Origin of the sequence: Undibacterium sp. TJN19 (assembly GCF_049339485.1) — a bacterium.
GTDB lineage: Bacteria > Pseudomonadota > Gammaproteobacteria > Burkholderiales > Burkholderiaceae_D > Undibacterium.
Genome location: NZ_JBMPPL010000002.1, coordinates 159,461 through 175,494 on the forward strand (window position 1 = coordinate 159,461; position 16,034 = coordinate 175,494).

Annotated in this window: 21 protein-coding genes; 14 read left to right on the forward strand and 7 right to left on the reverse strand. The window is 51.1% G+C overall.

Annotated elements, in window-relative coordinates; translation table 11 throughout:
- Window positions 1-163 precede the first annotated feature (163 nt).
- Window positions 164-508 (reverse strand): winged helix-turn-helix transcriptional regulator, encoded by a 345-nt coding sequence (locus ACO0LH_RS08940; RefSeq protein WP_422940726.1) that lies wholly within the window; start codon window positions 506-508, stop codon window positions 164-166.
- A 107-nt stretch (window positions 509-615) separates the two neighbouring features.
- Between ACO0LH_RS08940 and ACO0LH_RS08945 the strand changes: the two genes are divergently transcribed.
- From ACO0LH_RS08945 to ACO0LH_RS08955, 3 genes are all read left to right on the forward strand, one after another.
- A complete protein-coding gene (locus tag ACO0LH_RS08945) occupies window positions 616-816 on the forward strand; it encodes a hypothetical protein (RefSeq protein WP_422940727.1) in 201 nt (66 codons plus the stop codon).
- 3 nt (window positions 817-819) lie between these two features.
- Window positions 820-1,170 carry a carboxymuconolactone decarboxylase family protein gene (locus tag ACO0LH_RS08950; protein WP_422940728.1) on the forward strand — a complete coding sequence of 117 codons (351 nt, stop codon included), beginning with the start codon at window positions 820-822 and terminating at the stop codon, window positions 1,168-1,170.
- A 373-nt stretch (window positions 1,171-1,543) separates the two neighbouring features.
- Window positions 1,544-2,206, forward strand: coding sequence for a hypothetical protein (locus ACO0LH_RS08955; protein ID WP_422940729.1), 663 nt, complete (start codon window positions 1,544-1,546; stop codon window positions 2,204-2,206).
- A gap of 57 nt (window positions 2,207-2,263) precedes the next feature.
- On the opposite strand, the gene ACO0LH_RS08960 is transcribed toward ACO0LH_RS08955, so the two are convergent.
- Window positions 2,264-3,361, reverse strand: a complete 1,098-nt coding sequence (locus ACO0LH_RS08960; protein ID WP_422940730.1) for a tetratricopeptide repeat protein — start codon at window positions 3,359-3,361, stop codon at window positions 2,264-2,266.
- Between the two features lie 97 nt (window positions 3,362-3,458).
- On the opposite strand from ACO0LH_RS08960, the gene ACO0LH_RS08965 reads away from it, so the two are divergent.
- Entirely contained in the window at window positions 3,459-3,755 is a 297-nt protein-coding gene (locus ACO0LH_RS08965; RefSeq protein ID WP_422940731.1) for a pentapeptide repeat-containing protein, read from the forward strand.
- 414 nt (window positions 3,756-4,169) lie between these two features.
- Here the strand turns inward: ACO0LH_RS08965 and ACO0LH_RS08970 are convergent, their stop codons facing one another.
- Entirely contained in the window at window positions 4,170-4,646 is a 477-nt protein-coding gene (locus ACO0LH_RS08970; RefSeq protein ID WP_422940732.1) for a MarR family winged helix-turn-helix transcriptional regulator, read from the reverse strand.
- A 91-nt stretch (window positions 4,647-4,737) separates the two neighbouring features.
- On the opposite strand from ACO0LH_RS08970, the gene ACO0LH_RS08975 reads away from it, so the two are divergent.
- From ACO0LH_RS08975 to ACO0LH_RS08985, 3 genes are read left to right on the forward strand one after another with little or no spacing between them, the layout of a single operon-like run.
- Window positions 4,738-5,268, forward strand: a complete 531-nt coding sequence (locus tag ACO0LH_RS08975; protein ID WP_422940733.1) for a carboxymuconolactone decarboxylase family protein — start codon at window positions 4,738-4,740, stop codon at window positions 5,266-5,268.
- Complete coding sequence (locus tag ACO0LH_RS08980) at window positions 5,265-5,699, forward strand: GNAT family N-acetyltransferase (protein ID WP_422940734.1); 435 nt, start codon at window positions 5,265-5,267, stop codon at window positions 5,697-5,699. The genes ACO0LH_RS08975 and ACO0LH_RS08980 overlap by 4 nt, the downstream gene beginning before the upstream one ends.
- A 3-nt stretch (window positions 5,700-5,702) precedes the next feature.
- Complete coding sequence (locus ACO0LH_RS08985) at window positions 5,703-6,305, forward strand: FMN-dependent NADH-azoreductase (protein ID WP_422940735.1); 603 nt, start codon at window positions 5,703-5,705, stop codon at window positions 6,303-6,305.
- A gap of 122 nt (window positions 6,306-6,427) precedes the next feature.
- Here the strand turns inward: ACO0LH_RS08985 and ACO0LH_RS08990 are convergent, their stop codons facing one another.
- Window positions 6,428-6,901 carry a MarR family winged helix-turn-helix transcriptional regulator gene (locus ACO0LH_RS08990; RefSeq protein ID WP_422940736.1) on the reverse strand — a complete coding sequence of 158 codons (474 nt, stop codon included), beginning with the start codon at window positions 6,899-6,901 and terminating at the stop codon, window positions 6,428-6,430.
- A gap of 161 nt (window positions 6,902-7,062) precedes the next feature.
- Here ACO0LH_RS08990 and ACO0LH_RS08995 point away from each other — a divergent pair, with 161 nt between their 5' ends.
- The 6 genes from ACO0LH_RS08995 to ACO0LH_RS09020 all read left to right on the forward strand — a co-directional run bounded on the left by ACO0LH_RS08995 (window position 7,063) and on the right by ACO0LH_RS09020 (window position 12,867).
- Window positions 7,063-7,515: a nuclear transport factor 2 family protein gene (locus ACO0LH_RS08995; RefSeq protein WP_422940737.1), complete on the forward strand. Its 453-nt coding sequence runs from the start codon at window positions 7,063-7,065 to the stop codon at window positions 7,513-7,515.
- A complete protein-coding gene (locus tag ACO0LH_RS09000) occupies window positions 7,512-7,970 on the forward strand; it encodes a hypothetical protein (protein WP_422940738.1) in 459 nt (152 codons plus the stop codon). Before ACO0LH_RS08995 ends, ACO0LH_RS09000 begins: the two co-directional genes overlap by 4 nt.
- Before the next feature lie 385 nt (window positions 7,971-8,355).
- Window positions 8,356-9,441 (forward strand): ADP-ribosylglycohydrolase family protein, encoded by a 1,086-nt coding sequence (locus tag ACO0LH_RS09005; RefSeq protein WP_422940739.1) that lies wholly within the window; start codon window positions 8,356-8,358, stop codon window positions 9,439-9,441.
- Window positions 9,442-9,700: 259 nt separating this feature from the next.
- Window positions 9,701-10,816 carry a serine hydrolase domain-containing protein gene (locus tag ACO0LH_RS09010; RefSeq protein ID WP_422940740.1) on the forward strand — a complete coding sequence of 372 codons (1,116 nt, stop codon included), beginning with the start codon at window positions 9,701-9,703 and terminating at the stop codon, window positions 10,814-10,816.
- A gap of 83 nt (window positions 10,817-10,899) precedes the next feature.
- Window positions 10,900-11,610: a hypothetical protein gene (locus ACO0LH_RS09015; protein ID WP_422940741.1), complete on the forward strand. Its 711-nt coding sequence runs from the start codon at window positions 10,900-10,902 to the stop codon at window positions 11,608-11,610.
- A gap of 66 nt (window positions 11,611-11,676) precedes the next feature.
- Window positions 11,677-12,867, forward strand: coding sequence for a hypothetical protein (locus ACO0LH_RS09020; RefSeq protein WP_422940742.1), 1,191 nt, complete (start codon window positions 11,677-11,679; stop codon window positions 12,865-12,867).
- Between the two features lie 74 nt (window positions 12,868-12,941).
- Here the strand turns inward: ACO0LH_RS09020 and ACO0LH_RS09025 are convergent, their stop codons facing one another.
- Window positions 12,942-13,850 (reverse strand): hypothetical protein, encoded by a 909-nt coding sequence (locus ACO0LH_RS09025; protein ID WP_422940743.1) that lies wholly within the window; start codon window positions 13,848-13,850, stop codon window positions 12,942-12,944.
- Between the two features lie 42 nt (window positions 13,851-13,892).
- Between ACO0LH_RS09025 and ACO0LH_RS09030 the strand changes: the two genes are divergently transcribed.
- The gene (locus tag ACO0LH_RS09030) at window positions 13,893-14,489 is read left to right on the forward strand and encodes a hypothetical protein (RefSeq protein ID WP_422940744.1); all 597 of its coding nucleotides are present in this window, start codon (window positions 13,893-13,895) and stop codon (window positions 14,487-14,489) included.
- A 262-nt stretch (window positions 14,490-14,751) separates the two neighbouring features.
- On the opposite strand, the gene ACO0LH_RS09035 is transcribed toward ACO0LH_RS09030, so the two are convergent.
- Both ACO0LH_RS09035 and ACO0LH_RS09040 read right to left on the reverse strand, forming a co-directional pair.
- Window positions 14,752-15,279 (reverse strand): REP-associated tyrosine transposase, encoded by a 528-nt coding sequence (locus ACO0LH_RS09035; protein ID WP_422940745.1) that lies wholly within the window; start codon window positions 15,277-15,279, stop codon window positions 14,752-14,754.
- Window positions 15,280-15,470: 191 nt separating this feature from the next.
- On the reverse strand, window positions 15,471-15,851 hold the full coding sequence (locus ACO0LH_RS09040; RefSeq protein ID WP_422940746.1) for a hypothetical protein: 381 nt from the start codon (window positions 15,849-15,851) through the stop codon (window positions 15,471-15,473).
- Window positions 15,852-16,034 lie beyond the last annotated feature (183 nt).

Sequence of the window (16,034 nt, forward strand, 5' to 3'; positions counted from 1 at the left end):
ATAGGTGCGTAAATGTCAGGTACGCCAATATAGCATTTTCGCTGCGGCAAGCGGTGGGTAGCGGAAGAAAAGCCAGGGCTTGGCTTGCCTGCAGCCAGCTTGATCATGTATTGGATTGCTTTGTCAATTAAATCGCACTGCCGCCAGCAAGCCCGGCCAAGCCTCAATCTTCTGTCAACGACGCACTCCATTCTTCCGACCATTGCCACAGCGGCATCATCGCTCCCAGCAGTTTTTCACCGGAAGGGCTCAAGGTATAGCCGCCAGTCTCTGCGATTTCAATGATACGGGTTTCGCGTAGTTCACGCAGGCGTTGGTTGAGTACCGTGGGCGACATCTGGTCGCAACGGTCTTGCAATTCACGAAAGCTTAAAGGGGTGCTGCGCAATTCCCAGATGATGCGCAAGGCCCAGCGGCGACCCAGCAAATCCAGCAAGGCCATGATGGGGCGGCCGGTTTCTGAGCCGCGCACTGGTTGTTGCGGCTTGGGGATTTTTGATGCCGGCATATATTTTTCTTGTGCTACGTTTAATGTAGCGCTATCCTGTTTTATGTTTGCTACTGAATTGGTAGCGAACGGGAATTTTATCACTAAGAAACAAGCCGGAGACAAAAATGCAAAACAGCAGAATCGCGCCCTTAGACGCGCCTTATGAAACCAGCATCGCCGAAGTCTTTGAGCGCATCATGCCGCCGGGCGTGCCACCTTTGAAATTGTTCCGTACCCAGGCCCACAATTCGCGTGTCATGCAGCGCGTGTTTGCCGGTAACTTGTTGGACAAGGGGTCCATTAGCTTGCGCCAGCGTGAGCTCTAGATTTTGCGCACCTGCGCGCGCTGTGGTTCTGAATATGAATGGGGTGTCCATGTCACGCTGTTTGCAGACAAGGCGGGCTTGAGCAAGGCAGATATCACAGCGACCTTGCAGGATGTGGATGATGCATCCGCCATGCCTGCATCAGAACTGAGCATGTTGAAAGCAGTGGACCAGTTGCATGATGACAGCCAGATCGACGATGCGGCCTGGGCTGAACTGGCACAACATTTTACATCAGCGCAGATTGTTGAAATCATTACCCTGACCGGTAGCTACCATACGATTTCATTTACCACCAATGCATTGAAAATAGAACTGGAAGATTTTGCGGCGCGCTTTGCGCAATATCGGTGAAGGCAAGAAAATTGCTGCGTCAATACCGAAGACTCACTACCGAGACAAGGGAATACGGAGACACAGGGACACTGAGAAATGCAGAGAAAAGTCTGCTGTTCAGTTTCTTCTCGTGCTGATGTGTTTTTGACGAAAAGCGGTGCGATTGATCGCATCGCTGTGGAACATAAGTGACGATAATTTTTTTCAGCCAGGCTGTTCGCATAGCCATGTTTTACCATCCAGGTACTACAGAACACTACTTTTTCCACCATGTCGTGTAGCTTTCTTCAGACTGATAGACAACGGACTATCAGTCCGCCATGCTGCTGCCATTAACTTAAAGGGTTGCATAATGCATAGACAGTCTCTAACACAATCAAAGCATATCCGCTTGTTTGCAACTCTGGTAATGGCCCTGTTTTTTGGCAATGCGCAAGCTGGCATACGTGTCACATTCGAACAGCAAAATCTGAGCGTTCAATCTGGCAAGCCAGCACAAAAGGGTAAAAGCAGTTATCAGGCAGAGATAGATGGTGGTAGTTTCAGACTGGTCGGCAAGCATGTGATTGAATCATCGGACGACGATGGTGCCAGCACCATGTTTGACAGCCAGCCTGGCGTCAGGAATAAGCCCTTGCTGCCTGAAGCACCTGGCTTGACAGATCCTATTGCTGGCACGGTCGAAGACCAGCACATCGTCATTGGCAAGCCGGTAGCTGGTCCACAGTGGCAGGGGCAGGCAACCCGTGTCTATACTGTGGATATGGACTATACAGTGGTCGCACGCATTGCCTGGCTATTCAAGCGCCGGTCTGTACATCACGATCATTATGATGTGACCGTGGCGGATCTTGACGCCTCCACCGCTGCGGTGCGTGTCGCACTGACGCGCGGATATGGCCGTAACCTCGGCTTGCACCCTGAAGCGTTTCTGGGGTTTCCCATCAAAATCATTGCGCATTTAAGTACGCATGAGGCCGCGGATGAAGCCGCAGAAAGCCTGACGGATTTTCAGCTGGACGCGATTGGTATCACGCCGTGGTCCTCTCTTTAGAGGCTATCTGCTTAGGATGCCGCAACAAGTGCGACATCATCACATGGTAAGGCCAGTTTATTTTTTCACCGGCGCCTTCGGTTTCTCAGCCGGCTTTTCTTTCGCCGCTTCTTTTTCTTTCGTCTGTGCCGTTTCTTTGACCGTTACGGGTTTATCGTCCTGCTTCATCAGGGAAGCATCAAATTTGGGTGGGTAGCTGCCGGGCTTCCAGTCATTGGCAAGCTGGGTGGCCTGCTGGATTTCTTCGGGCTTCATCCTGATTGCCAGCACCAGGGTGTCACGTCCTGCGCTGCCTTGCAGGTCTTGCTCGGTGTCGATGCGGTTGGCGATGCTGTAGTAAATGTAAGAACGCAGCAGGTCAGCCGGCACACCAATGCCGTCGCGATATATCTTGCCCAGCCAGGCAAAGGCGCGGGCGTTTCCTTGTTTTGCTGCCGTGACCAGCCAGTACAAAGCCTGTTTATCATCCTTTGCCACGCCTTCACCAGTCATGTGCAAGGTGGCCAGATAGGTTTGGGCTGGTGCAAAATTCTGGCGCGCAGCATACGTGGCATAGATACCGGCCAGCCGCATATTGACTTCTGTGCCCAGCCCCAGTGCATGCATGCGCGCCAGCCTGGAATTGGCCTGGCCAAGCTGATGGTCGCTGGCCAATTGATACCATTTGGCGGCTTGTGCATAATCCTTGGGCAAGCCCTCGCCATTTTCTGCCATCACGCCCAGCGTCAGTTGTGCTATCGGCAAACCCTGCTCGGCTGATTTTTTATACCATTCCACGGCCTGATTCATATCCTTGTCCACTCCTACACCCAGGCGGTAAGCCTCCCCCAGATTGAATTGCGCGCGGGCGTTGCCCCCATTTGCCGCTTTGGTGAACCATTCCATCGCGGCTTTTTCATTTTTGGGCCCCGCCTTGTCCGACATCAGCAAGATACCCAGGTTGAACTGGGCATTGTGGTCGCCCTTTTCGGCCATCGCAGTCCATTCTTTCAGCGCCAGCGCATAGTCACCGCTTTGAAAGGCGACCGTCCCTGCTTCAGTCGGGGTTTGCGCTGATACCGGGTTTATCACCAATACCTGGGCACCGAACAGAAGTGCCGCAAGTAATGGTGTCAGGGTTTTGAACTGGAATTTGAACATGGCTTTGTTGAACATGGCTTTGTATAGTTTGACTTCGTGCTGGATTAAAATGCGTAACCGCAGTTTAAACCTATTGCTCAGGGAATGGGCAATAGCGCATTTGCAATCTGACATGCTATCGCATGTTAAGCTGCAATCTCCCCACTATCTGCATCTGGAGAAATTCATAACACAAGGCCGTCCCTTGCTAGGAAAAAATTTCAACACGGTCGATTTGACCGGGTCCAATTTCAATGAAGTCCAACTGCGTGGCAGTTCATTTTATAACGTCGATATGGAAAGCTGCCGCTTCAGCAATGTGTCTTTCATGGGCGTACAAATAGAGTCATCTGAACTGGCTCATATGAAAATCAACGGCATACTGGTGACAGAATTGTTGCGTGTGTACGAAAGTACGTTAAAAAAATAGGCGAGACCCCTGGCGGCTTTGCCTTTATGGTAGCTGCCGTGTCTGCTTTACATACTGCCTTGTTATAATCCGTGCCTAGGTCAATGAAGGCGAAAACAAAGGGAATGGAATGCTTAACTGGTTGCGTATGCCGGGCCAAAAATCGGTAAGGTCTGTTCAGGCAAACCGCAATCGGCGATTGGGATAGTGTCATCAAAGATGTGAGACAGGCGCTGGATCTGGAATTTCCTGTTTAAGCCCTTTTATTCCATTCCTTCATGCTCAATTGCCGTGCGGCGGCTTCAGGCGCAGCATTTCCATTGGTGCGTGCTCGCCTGGCCGCTATCTTTGATGAATCTTCTGGAAGCTGCCTCTTTCTTCATTTGCCGTAAGGCATTTTGATTTCGGTGTTGGGCCATGAGCTTGATCGTGGCGTTACACTACCCCGCCTTGCGCAATTTCAACCAGCCAGCGTCTGACAATTTTTTCTTCCTCTGCTCCTAGTCCCGCTGTCAGGGATTGTCCTATCGGTTGCACCAGATGCTTGCATTGCGCCAGCAAGGCGCGACCCTCTGCCGTGATGTCTATCAGTTGTATGCGTCCATGCACTGGATGGGGTTGGCGTGTGACCATGCCATCGCGTTCCAGATTGCTGACAATGACGCTCATGGTTTGCGGTGTCAGCAGTGCCAGCCGCGCCAGGTCTGCACCCGAAGCGCCAGGGTAGGCTGCCAGCATCGTCAATACCGAAAATTGCGGCAGGGTGATGCCCTTGTCGACCAGCGCCTTTTCCATGCGGATGCGGTGGGCCGCATAGGCTTGCCCCAGCAGATAACCTGTATAACCCTGCTCGCCACGTTTGCCTTCGCCCACAGCAGGTACGGTTGTGCCTTGTAAATTTTGCTTGCGCATGATGTAAGAGTTCGAATATTATTTAAAGACATGATCGAATTCTTATATTAACCGATGTAAGCCGCCCAGGCATTAAAAAGGATAGATACACGTGAGCACATCAACAGACCAACAGTCTCAACCGCCGCTGTCTCTCCAGCCACATCAGGCCCGAATTGACTGGGCCACTTATGAAAAGACCGCTCCCGCTGCCGTCCTTGCCTTGCGGTCTCTAGGTCAGGCAGTCGACGACAGTGGCCTCGACAAGGGGCTGACAGAATTGATCAAGGTGCGCGCATCGCAAATCAATGGTTGTGCATTTTGTCTGCAATATCACCTGAACCTGGCACGCAAGCTGGGTTTGCCAGTTGCCAAACTGGATTTGCTGGCCACCTGGGCTGAAACTGGTATCTATAGTCTGCGAGAACGCGCTGCGCTGGCATGGACAGAAGCATTGACGAATATGAACCAGCAAGCCATCAGTCAGGCTGCGTGCGAGCAGTTGAAGTCTGCGTTCAGCGACAGCGAAATCGCATTTTTGACGACCTCCATTGCCGCTATCAGCGCCTGGAACCGCATTGCCGGAAGCTTGCAATTTGCACCGCCAGTCCCGGCAGAAAATTTATCTGGAGCAACAAAATGAACATCAGTTTTCACGCAGTTACTACGTCTGAAGAAGTACGCAGTATTTTTCCGCTTATGCAGCAATTGCGTCCACATCTCCTCAATGCTGACGAACTGGTAGAGCGCTGGCAACGCCAGACACAGGACAGTTACCGCATTGTCGCCCTATATGATGCAGAGCAACCGTGCGCGTTGGCCGGTTACCGCGTCCAGGAAAACCTGGTGTATGGCCGTTTTCTGTATCTGGATGACCTGGTATCCGATGTCAACGCGCGCAGCAAGGGTTATGGCGCGATGCTCATCGCCTATGTGCGTGAGCAGGCAAGTGAACTGGCTTGCAGCAAGCTGGTGCTGGATACCGCGCTGTCGAATTCAATAGCGCAACGCTTTTATTATCGCTGCGGCTTGCTGGCCACTTCCATGCGGTTCAACACCCCAATACAGTGCTAAGACATGAAACAGGTTTTGCATATTGCGGCTAGCCCGCGCGGTGCAGTTTCACATAGCCGGCAGGCAGCAGAGCAGGCACTGGCCGCACTGCAAGCGCGCAGCCCGATCGAGGTCATTTTGCGTGATTTGTCTGAACAGCCCTTGCCACATCCCGATGCCACATTCGTCAGCGCCAGCCTGATGCCGCCAGAGCAACGCAGCCCGTCGCATAGGCTCAGCCTGTCCTTGTCAGAAGCCCTGATTGCTGAACTGCAAGCTGCCGATGCTGTTCTGATCTCCACGCCCATGCACAACTTCATGTTGCCGTCAGTCTTGAAGGCATGGGTCGATCACGTACTACGCCCCGGCCGCAGCTTTGCACGCACGCCGCTAGGCAAGCAAGGTTTGCTGACCGACCGCCCCGTAGCCATGCTGATGGCTTGTGGCGGTGCCATCGGCAATGGTGACCAGCAAGACTTTGCAAGCCCCTATATGGCTTACGCTTGCCAGACCATGGGTTTGCACAATTTTCAAAGCATCATCCTCGAAAATTGCAACCGCGACGCAGCAGCCCGTGCATCATCCTTAACCAGTTTGCAGAAATGGCAACAGGGTTGGCCCTGGTAAGGTCGTGCTTCAAAGAGAGACGCAGATCTTCAATTGAAGAACACCCCCGGCATTCGCATACTAGAGTGTCTTTTGTTTCTACGGCAAGCTGTGTACGACCACGACAACTTGCTAGCGTATCTTCAGGCAGGCAAAGCGGGTTCATCCAGCAACTGATAAATCTCATGCAAGGTGCTGCGCAATTGCGCCAGTTTGGCTTCCCCCACTAATTGTGCCAGATTGCTTTCATAAAGCTTCGACAGGGCAATGCCAGTCGCTACCACCGCTTCACCGCGGTTGGTCAGACGCACCGTGTTGGCACGGCGATCTTGCAGGTCAGGTGCAATTTCTACCAGGCCCGCCGCCAGCATCTGGTCAACCAGATAGCCCATGCTTTGCTTGGTCATGCCAGCGCGCTGCGCCAGGTCAACCACGCGCGCACCATTAGCAGGCAAGTTGCGCAGGACTGCACTAAAGGCCGGGCGCACGTCATCAAAGCCATGTTTGACCAGTTCGGCATACAGCCATTCCGACATATGTTCATAAGGGCGGCGTAGCAGAGTGCCCAGCGTTGCTTCAGCTTCAGGCAAGGATTTGGATAAATTTTTTGGTTTCATGCAGAGAGTATTGCATAAGACAGAATGTCTGTCTATAATAGGCAGACATTCTGTCTATTTGGAAAAAAATACCTGCTTTGTGCGGACGGTATCCGTGCTGCTTTATTCTGCTTCATCCTGCTTTTATACTGATTACACACTCTTCTTGTACCGGAAAAAAAATGAATGCCATAGAACACAACCTCGACATTGTTGATCGCCACATCCAGGGCGAGGCACGCGATGTCGATTCCATACTTGACCTTTACACCGACGACATCGTGCTCGAAGTGCCTGGCCGTGGCCTGCGCTTCGTCGGGCGCGAAGCCGTCAAAGCCAATTACCTCGCCATGTGGCCAGCCATGGCTGAAGTGGAAATCATCCCGCTTGACCGCTTTGCCACTGCCAGCCGTGTCGTCGATGACATGATCGTGCGCATGCGTCTGGTCGGCCCTGGTATGACAAATGCCCCCTTGCCCATAGGCAGCCGCGTAGAGATACGTCTGATCCACCACTTCAGCATTAAAAATGGCCTGATCGCCCGCGAACAGGTTTTTGAAATCTGGCGCAATCTCGATGAAACATTATCAAGCCAGGCGATATCGACAGATGATATATCAGGAGCAACGGCATGAAAAACAATATGAAAAACAGTATGAACCAGCGCTTCATCCGTATTGCCGTCCTGTGGTTTGCTGCCGGCATCATGCTCGGTATTTACATGGGCATTTCGCATCAGCATATCGACAAACAAGTGCATGTACATGGCCTGCTGCTGGGCTGGGTATCCTGCGCCCTGTTTGCTCTGGTCCACACCGCCTGGCCACGTCTGCAAACCCTGCGCAGTGCCGCGGTTCACTTCTGGTTGCACAACCTGGGCCTGGTCATGTTGCTGACCGGGTTGGTGATAGAGCGCCGCGAGGCCACGATGGCTGGCCCCTTCCTCGGCATAGGCTCAATCACACTTGCCGTGGCGACCGTCATATTCACCTGGAATGTCTGGCGCGTGACCACGATGCAAAACAACGATGATTTAACGATGAAGGAAGTATCCGGCAAGTTGCATCATGCGCATTTTGATTTAAGCTGAAGGTGCCATTTACGGTGCAAAGCTGTTGCGCCATAAATGGTAGCGTTTTAAAAAACTTAATATTATTTTACAACTAACTTAGTTGAAAAATAAAAATAAGTAAGATATCCTCTGTAGAATTGCAAACTTACAAGTTCTATATTTATGCATAAGAGGACTTTTCCCCATGAACAAACCAACATGACAAGAATATCTGGACGATGTCTTGGCTGGTTGACGATGCGCTGTTCATGGAATTTTTTGCTGATCATCTATTGAATGTCGGTCACGTTCCCGCATAGATTGGAACCTGTGGGGTTGAAGTCTATAGTCTTACCTGCTAGATCGACAGATTGAGCTATAAATCGACTGCATCAGGCAGTGAATATGAAACGATGAAATTAAGATGACTAAGGATGCAATACGCAAGAAGACAGTTAGAGACATCTGCATATCGACATCCGATGCCATTGCCGGATGCCTGGTGGGTGGCGCGGTTGGCGATGCCATAGGCTTGCCCTTTGAGGGGCTATCACCTCGCAGGATAGAAGGCTTGGCGAGATTTCCGCTAAAGCATCAATTTTTCTTTGGTCGCGGTATGATCAGCGATGATACAGATCATTCCATCTTTGTGACGCATGCGCTGCTGCGCAGTGATGGCGATCTTGTCAAATTCAGAAAAAAACTTTCCTGGAGTTTGCGTCTGTGGCTGTTGTGCCTTCCCGCAGGCACAGGCTGGGCAACCCTGAGAAGCATCATCCGTCTATGGCTGGGTTTGCGCAATAGTGGTGTCTATTCTGCTGGCAACGGACCCTGCATGCGCAGTGCGATGATAGGTGCGATCCTTGCAGATGACGCACTGGCTCGCCGCCAGCATGTGGAAGTGTCTACCCTGCTGACTCATACTGATCCCAAGGCCTTGGCTGGTGCCATGGCAATCGCCGAAGTCAGTGCACGACTGGTTAGCAAGCAATGGCAAAAGAAGCCGCCACTGACAGAATTGATTGCCTTACTCACTGCCGTTTCTGCAGATGCAGAATGGCAGGGCGCAGTTCTCGCAATACAAGAAGCTTGCGTATCAGCGCAGCCAGTCCAATTGGCAAAAGCCAGGTTTGGCAATAAAAATGGCATATCGGGTTATACCCTGCACACAGTGCCGTTCGCGCTGGTGGTTTGGTACAGGCATTTTTCCAACTACCGTGCAACCATAGAAGAAATAGTTAAAGCTGGTGGCGATGTGGATAGCATTGCCGCCATTTCTGGCGCACTGGCGGGCGCGACAACGGGCTGTGCAGGTGTACCTGAGGAATGGCAAGCAGGAATTGCAGACTGGCCACATAGCCGTAAATATATGCAAGCACTTGCGCAGAAGACCAGTCATCATGAAAGCAAAGTATCGTTGCGATTTTCTGTCTGGTTATTTCCACGAAATATCGTTTTTACGATCATTGTTTTGCTACATGGCTTTCGGCGGTTGTTGCCGCCGTATTGAATATGCTTGTTAATGTAAAAAGCACGCATCTAACGTGTTCAGTTGGGCCGCAAAAAAGGCAGGTCAATATTGTTACGGCAGGCGTCAGCAGACGCAAGCTACCAAGTCTTTATAAGTTCAGAGTACAAGGAAAAATCTAGTGACAGTTTTTATCGTATATTATTAGCATCACCAAATTTTAGGCGAACATGCCAAATTGAACATGCTATTGAGAAATGACTTTTTCAGCGCATCTTATACTCGTTGCTGCTCGACTGGCATGCACCTGCTCAATCAATTCCTGTTTGCCTTTGCATGTGTTGCCAGCCTGATGGCGACTGAACCAGCCAAGGCTGCTGATGTATCTACACAATTTCAGCAACTCGCCAGCCAGTACCAGGTTTGCGCAGCTGCGTTGGTGTATATCAAGGCCGGGCAGATACAAGAGCCTGTTTTTGCCAATGGCTGTGAAGAGACGCGCATGCCGGACAGTGATAGCATCTTCCAGGCGGCATCTCTGGGCAAACCTGTATTTGCCTACGCTGTGCTGGGTCTGGTGACGCAGGGCAAGCTGGCATTAGATGCGCCATTGATGCAATACCTGCCGCAGGGATATCAGCATGCATCCCAGCCCGGTGATAGTAATAGCGCGCATGAGCTGGTGACAGACGGTCGCCTGCAAAAAGTGACAGCACGCATGGTTTTGCAGCATACGACTGGCTTGCCGAACTGGGCCAGCGGGCACCTTGATTTTCAATTTGAACCTGGCGCACGCTGGCAATATTCAGGGGAAGGCTTCATGTTGCTGCAAGCTGTTGTCGAAGCCATCACCGGCATGGAACTGGAAGCCTGGATGCAACAGCAAGTGTTTGCGCCGCTAGGCATGCTACACAGCAGCTATCAACCCGGCAAAGCATGGCAGGACCATCTCATCTGCGGTAGCCTGCACGGCAAGGCCTTGTCATTGCGCGTGCCGCGGCATGCAGTGGCTGCTGCCAGTCTGCATGCCAGCGTCACCGATTATGCGCGTTTTGTGCAGGCGGTGTTGCGTGATGAAAGCGCGATAACGCGCATCCTTGCCAACCCTGTCATAACAGATCAGCAAAGCAATGTGCAATGGGGGCTGGGCTGGGGTCTGACGCATCCGAATTCAGCCGGGCAGGGGGTGCAGTCGACGCTGCTCTGGCACTGGGGCAACAATTATGGCTATCGCGCCTTTGTCATTGCAGACCCGGCAACCGGTAATGGTATGGTCATGCTGACCAATAGCGATCAGGGTCTGAAACTGGCAGAAGCCATGACCGCCAATATCATCCCCGGTCAGCTCAGCCTGTTTCAGTTTCCCATGCTGGGCTTGAAACCAGGATTTGCATGCCAGGTGCTGGGCATATGCTGATACCTTATTTATCGTGATGGACGGAAATCTCATGCGGTGCATTACAATGCAGCCTTGTCGTGCCAGCTAACCGGAGCTCAGAATTGAAAACCATCATCAAAACACTGACGGTCATTTTTGTCTTATTGTTGTCGCCCATCATCCAGGCACAATCCCTCACACCCGAAATGAAAAAGGCATTGCACGACTTTGTCGCCATACAAAATCTGGATAAGCTGTGGGCCACCATCATTGATGGTGAGGCAAAAAACGGTATCGAAGGAATAAAAAGGGGCGCGATAGAAAAGCTGGAGCAAGCCAGTTCCCTGACCGATGCGCAACGCGCCAATGCAAAAAAAATCATGATCGAACTGGCGCCACAGCTCGCCGATGAAGTTACTGCCATGCATAAAAAAATAGATATCGTCAGCCTTGTTACGGACATGACAGAAACGATCTACCCCAAATACTATACCGTGCAGGAAATTCGCGATCTAAGCAATTTCTATGGCAGTATGGCGTTTCGTAAAACGGCAGTATTCGGGCAGGAGGTTGCCGCAGAAAGCAAGCGTACTGGCGAAAGCAAAGAAATGATCTGGCGTAATTATGAATACCGTTTCAGCGAACAGGAAAGGCAATTCATGCTCGATTTCAACAATTCAGCAACCGGGAAAAAGCAAAAAACGATAGGCGCGAAAGTTAACGCCGAAAGTATGGATTTTTTCTATAACCGCACCATGCCCGCAATGGACAAGATCGCCGATCACTATGGCGAAATGCTGACGAAGCGGCTTAAAGAGACATCGTCAAACTAAAGGCGAATCGCTGCTTTCACTGGCTTGCCTTACTCTCACCGCATGAAGAAAATCTTTCAGCCATCTATGCTGACATCAAAGTCATTCGTCAAACTGATATTGACCACTGCTGCCTTCGCTTATACCTGCACCGTGACAGGTGCAGACAAGTCGCCAGTGCTTGCGAAACAAAGCGATCCACTAGCCCTTTGCCGCCTGCCAGAGATGGGTATCAGAAGCGATGTCGGCCTGGGTTTTCCGCGCATTACCAATCGCTTGCCGACTTTGGGTGATGTCCGTATCACGGTACTGTTCGTCGACTTTAGTGATGTGCCAGCGACTGCTACACCTCAGCAAGTGATGTCCATCATTTCGCCCGAAGCTGAAAAATATTTTGACGCCGTATCCTATGGAAAAATGCACTTGCGCCTGCTGCCCAGTTATCAATGGCTGCGCATGGGCAAGAGTTCGGTGGATTACCATTTTGGCCGTGGTGCCTCGTTTGAAACGCAACGCAGCTATCTGCAAGAAGCGGTCAACCGTGCAGGCAAAGGCATTGATTATAGCCAGACTGACGCGGTGCTGGTGATTGCCAACCCGGCAGTCAAGGCCATAGACTGGGGGCCTGCGTTTACCGCCAGGCCAGGTCTTGGCATACAGGCAGGCGGGCGTGAAATACTGAATGGTGCGACCTCAGGCGGCGACCTGAACATACTGGGATGGTCGTGGTTCAACCATGAATTCGGCCACGTCATGTCGCTGGTCGATCTGGCCGGGCCGCTGCCCAGTACGCAAGAATGGCATACCTATGTCGGCGACTTCAGCGTCATGGGGAACCCCGCTGGCAAGGGACGTGAGCTATTGGGCTGGGAAAGATGGCAACTGGGCTGGCTGGCCGACAGCCAGGTACTCTGCGCAAATACTGCCCAATTGCAGGCCAGGCTCAGCCCTATAGAACGCCGCGCTGACACGGATGGCAGCAGCAAGATCATCATTGTCCCTACCGGCAAGACAACTGCCATCATCGTCGAAAGCCGCCGTGCCGAAGGCTATGACAGCAGCATCCCCCAGCCTGGCCCATTGGTCTATACCATAGACACCCGTCTCAGTTCGCACGATGGCGCAATCCGCATCCAGCCTGTCAATGACAAGGACACCCGTCACCTGCAAGCCACCATGAAACCTGGCCAGGTCATATGGGTTGGCAAGACCACAATCCGTTTCGTCAGCACTGATGTGAGCGGGGATTTGATGCACGTGGAAACGGATGGATTTTAAACGCCTGCATCTGGTGAAGAATGACAGGTCAGCTAAGATGGTTCACCATGATAGCGCTGATAGAGCGAAAAATCTCAACGTGGGCCAAGACCTATAGCGCCCCCCAGGTTTTTGATTTGTTCTGATTTTTTCAAAGCGGCGAGAGCTAGCTGATATTTCGCCTCTTTCCGCAGCGCTTCGGAAGGCTCATCAGCACCGCGCATTGCGAACATCGCCATCAGGTTACCGAACAGTGCCGCTGGGGTAAATATAAATCCCCACGGTATTCCCCACCATCCTAGAAAAAAGCTGATCAGCATAGATTTTCGGTTGTCTTTTCTGGCACAGGTGAGGCAGCAGATTTTACTCTTGGTCTCGTAATTGCTCATAAAAATAACGGAAACCACTGTGTAGTGAGAGCGCACTTCAACTGGCGTAGTCCTGTTGTCACAAAGCGGGCACGCGCCTGCGCGTATCTTTCCGGCGGCCAGCTCGATCTCGACCTGTGTCAAATCCACTGCTGCCTCGCTTAGCCTGGCCTTGTAAAGGCAGGTTGTGGAACAGAAACGCTGCCCTTCATCAAGAACCGGATTCCGCCTTGCAGATGCAGTGCAATATTCGCATGCCGTAGCCCCATGTATTGCCTTGTATTCTGCTCTATGCGCCTCCTTACTCAAGCGTGTAATTTCTGTGACCGGCGTACCACGCGCCGCCAGAATGTCCCTGATCGCTGCCTTGGCGTTGTCCACCAGTTCATCACTGGATAGCTTGACCAGCAAATCTTCAGTATCAATATCAGAAAATTGTTCGATAAAAAATTGTTTTGGATACATGGGGCAAAATAGCAGCAGGGTTGGACAGGTCAGCCAGCTTGTGGCCCGTATTGATTTGCACAGCGTCTGCATTATCCCTGATGTGGCTACGTTTTGAAAAGCCAAAGCGCCTTCTAAGTGCATTTTCAAACCCGCGTTTGTAGCCGCTTTGGCAATTACAGGTAAAATCAACTTTTCTCTATTGATGGCCTTTTTGGTATCAGGCTAATGCACATGACAACGATCAATCCCAACGACATCCTGTTCAGCGTCCCCACTTTGTCGAATGAACTGGCAAGCCTATTGCCTGTGACAGCGCAGCCGACAGAAACAGATTTTCTGCTGCATGAAGATGAATGGGAACAAGTGGAATTTTTCCCCGGCAACAGGCTGGAAGAAATACAGGCCATGCTGGCCGAATACAAAAGCTTCGAAGCCACCCACCGTACCGAAGCTGGCTGGCGCAAAGCCTATGTGCGCGACCTGAAAAGAAGCAGCGTGCTTGATACCGACGTGCCAACGCTGGCCACCTTATTGGGATGTAGTATAGGCCCGGCCCCCATGCTGTATTACGGCAACACCCTCAGCGGCCAGGTGCAAAATGGCTTCAGCCTGGCGCTGGGTGGCAATGTCAGTCTCTATGGTTTTGCTGATGACCACGGCATCCCGGTGCTGGCTGTCAGCATGGGGCCGCAGGCCGAAAATGCCAGACTGATGGAGGCCTTCGCAAAATTAAACGCCAGCCACGGCCTGATCATGGTGGACTGGCGCTCGCAATTGCTGGTGCGCGCGGTGAATGCAGCAGGGCAGATGGATGTGTGGCGGGCTTGAGGTGCGTTGTAGCGTATTCAAATTTGCCCATGCTCCTAGTTTGAGATGGCGCGTGGGGCTGGGTAGCTTCCACTGGTTTTGCTATCCAGTACCGTAGGTTGGGCTACGGTTTATCAGCCCAACACTGGACGTTTGAATGACGAATGCTTCTAATAAAATCTAGTATTGATCTTGTTAATGTATATCGGCTTGATCAAAGGCTGAGTGTTGGGCTGGTGAAGCGTAGCCCAACCTACAATGTCTTAATTCATCACGCTGTTTTTTACTCCAGTTCAGGCATCGCCATCAAAGAAGCTATGTCACCCCAACCAGGATCGATCATTCCCTGAGCAATGAATTTATGCAGAGATGAATAAGCCCATGCGCTGGCTCGATCTGCATACCCATGCTTGACGGGATTGTAATGGACATAGGCGATGTGCTTTTCAAGATCATCGTCATCACGGATCATATGCTCCCAAAAACGGCGTTGCCAGATACCGCGTTCGCGTTTTTTCTCGCGGCTGATGCTGATGGCTTCCTGTTTGGGCAGGGCTTTGGAAAAAGTGGCCTTGATGAGTGACCAGCGCATTGAAAAATCAATATCACCTTCAGGTAATTGCCAAATAGCATGCAGATGATCAGGCATGACTACCATGGCGATGATTTCGAAGGGGTATTGGGTTTGCACTGTGCGAAATGCACTTCTTAATGCACCAATATGTTCGGTCAGTAGCTGGCTTTTCCGGTCTTGTAGATTGACCGTGAAAAAGTAAGTAGCACCTGGGACATTGGCGCGTCGGTAGCGCATGGTTTTAATTCGAGAGAAAATTAAGGGACATCAAATTATCGCAGATTTTTGGTATGGCGTAGGTTGGGCTACGATTTATCAGCCCAACACTCGGCGCATAATTAGCTTTGGCTTTCACCTTGCTGGGGAACAGATTTAATCAACCCTGTATTCCCCCACATACGTAATTCACGGCCCTGCTGGCTTTCTTATTAAAAAATGTAATAAGGTCTGACCGACACAGGTACCATTGAGAATCCAAGCGCAATAGAAATATAGTATCGATGAAAACCATCACGCACTGCCATGCAGTTTGAATTAGATTCAAAATATACTTCCAAAGCTGGAAGAGCAACACCTGAAGTAATCGCTTGCAAAATAGCGATTGTACGTTTTTCTCGAAGTCCTTCAACACCCGGATCGCGCCTTGGAGCGGCGACCTGCGATATTGCAACAACTTTAGTTGGCCATTCTGTAATCGAAGATGCAAAAAAAGATTTACTTTTCAGATCAAATTGTAGTGCATTACCTGCAATCCACCAGTCATCTGGTATTTCAAAGTCAAAGTTTTCAGAAGGATGAGTGAATTGCACAGTACTTGATCTACTTTAGTATTTTGGAGTCTATCTTCTCTAGACACTGGGTCATAAGAATTCGATAGAGAAAATATATTTATAGTATTCGCAAATCGAAAAAAATAATACTATACGACGTGTTACATAAGTTGTGCTACGGGGTATCAGTCCAACACTCGGCTTTTCAATAACGTATATGCT

Excerpts from the sequence above, each read along its gene's own strand:
- ACO0LH_RS08990 (WP_422940736.1), bottom strand. The coding sequence starts at position 6,901 with ATGAAACCAAAAAATTTATCCAAATCCTTGCCTGAAGCTGAAGCAACG.
- ACO0LH_RS09000 (WP_422940738.1), top strand. The coding sequence starts at position 7,512 with ATGAAAAACAATATGAAAAACAGTATGAACCAGCGCTTCATCCGTATT.
- ACO0LH_RS08960 (WP_422940730.1), bottom strand. The coding sequence starts at position 3,361 with ATGTTCAACAAAGCCATGTTCAAATTCCAGTTCAAAACCCTGACACCA.
- ACO0LH_RS09035 (WP_422940745.1), bottom strand. The coding sequence starts at position 15,279 with ATGCGCTACCGACGCGCCAATGTCCCAGGTGCTACTTACTTTTTCACG.
- ACO0LH_RS08970 (WP_422940732.1), bottom strand. The coding sequence starts at position 4,646 with ATGCGCAAGCAAAATTTACAAGGCACAACCGTACCTGCTGTGGGCGAA.
- ACO0LH_RS08980 (WP_422940734.1), top strand. The coding sequence starts at position 5,265 with ATGAACATCAGTTTTCACGCAGTTACTACGTCTGAAGAAGTACGCAGT.
- ACO0LH_RS09010 (WP_422940740.1), top strand. The coding sequence starts at position 9,701 with ATGCACCTGCTCAATCAATTCCTGTTTGCCTTTGCATGTGTTGCCAGC.
- ACO0LH_RS08985 (WP_422940735.1), top strand. The coding sequence starts at position 5,703 with ATGAAACAGGTTTTGCATATTGCGGCTAGCCCGCGCGGTGCAGTTTCA.
- ACO0LH_RS09020 (WP_422940742.1), top strand. The coding sequence starts at position 11,677 with ATGCTGACATCAAAGTCATTCGTCAAACTGATATTGACCACTGCTGCC.
- ACO0LH_RS08965 (WP_422940731.1), top strand. The coding sequence starts at position 3,459 with ATGCTATCGCATGTTAAGCTGCAATCTCCCCACTATCTGCATCTGGAG.
- ACO0LH_RS09005 (WP_422940739.1), top strand. The coding sequence starts at position 8,356 with ATGACTAAGGATGCAATACGCAAGAAGACAGTTAGAGACATCTGCATA.
- ACO0LH_RS08940 (WP_422940726.1), bottom strand. The coding sequence starts at position 508 with ATGCCGGCATCAAAAATCCCCAAGCCGCAACAACCAGTGCGCGGCTCA.
- ACO0LH_RS08945 (WP_422940727.1), top strand. The coding sequence starts at position 616 with ATGCAAAACAGCAGAATCGCGCCCTTAGACGCGCCTTATGAAACCAGC.
- ACO0LH_RS09030 (WP_422940744.1), top strand. The coding sequence starts at position 13,893 with ATGACAACGATCAATCCCAACGACATCCTGTTCAGCGTCCCCACTTTG.
- ACO0LH_RS08995 (WP_422940737.1), top strand. The coding sequence starts at position 7,063 with ATGAATGCCATAGAACACAACCTCGACATTGTTGATCGCCACATCCAG.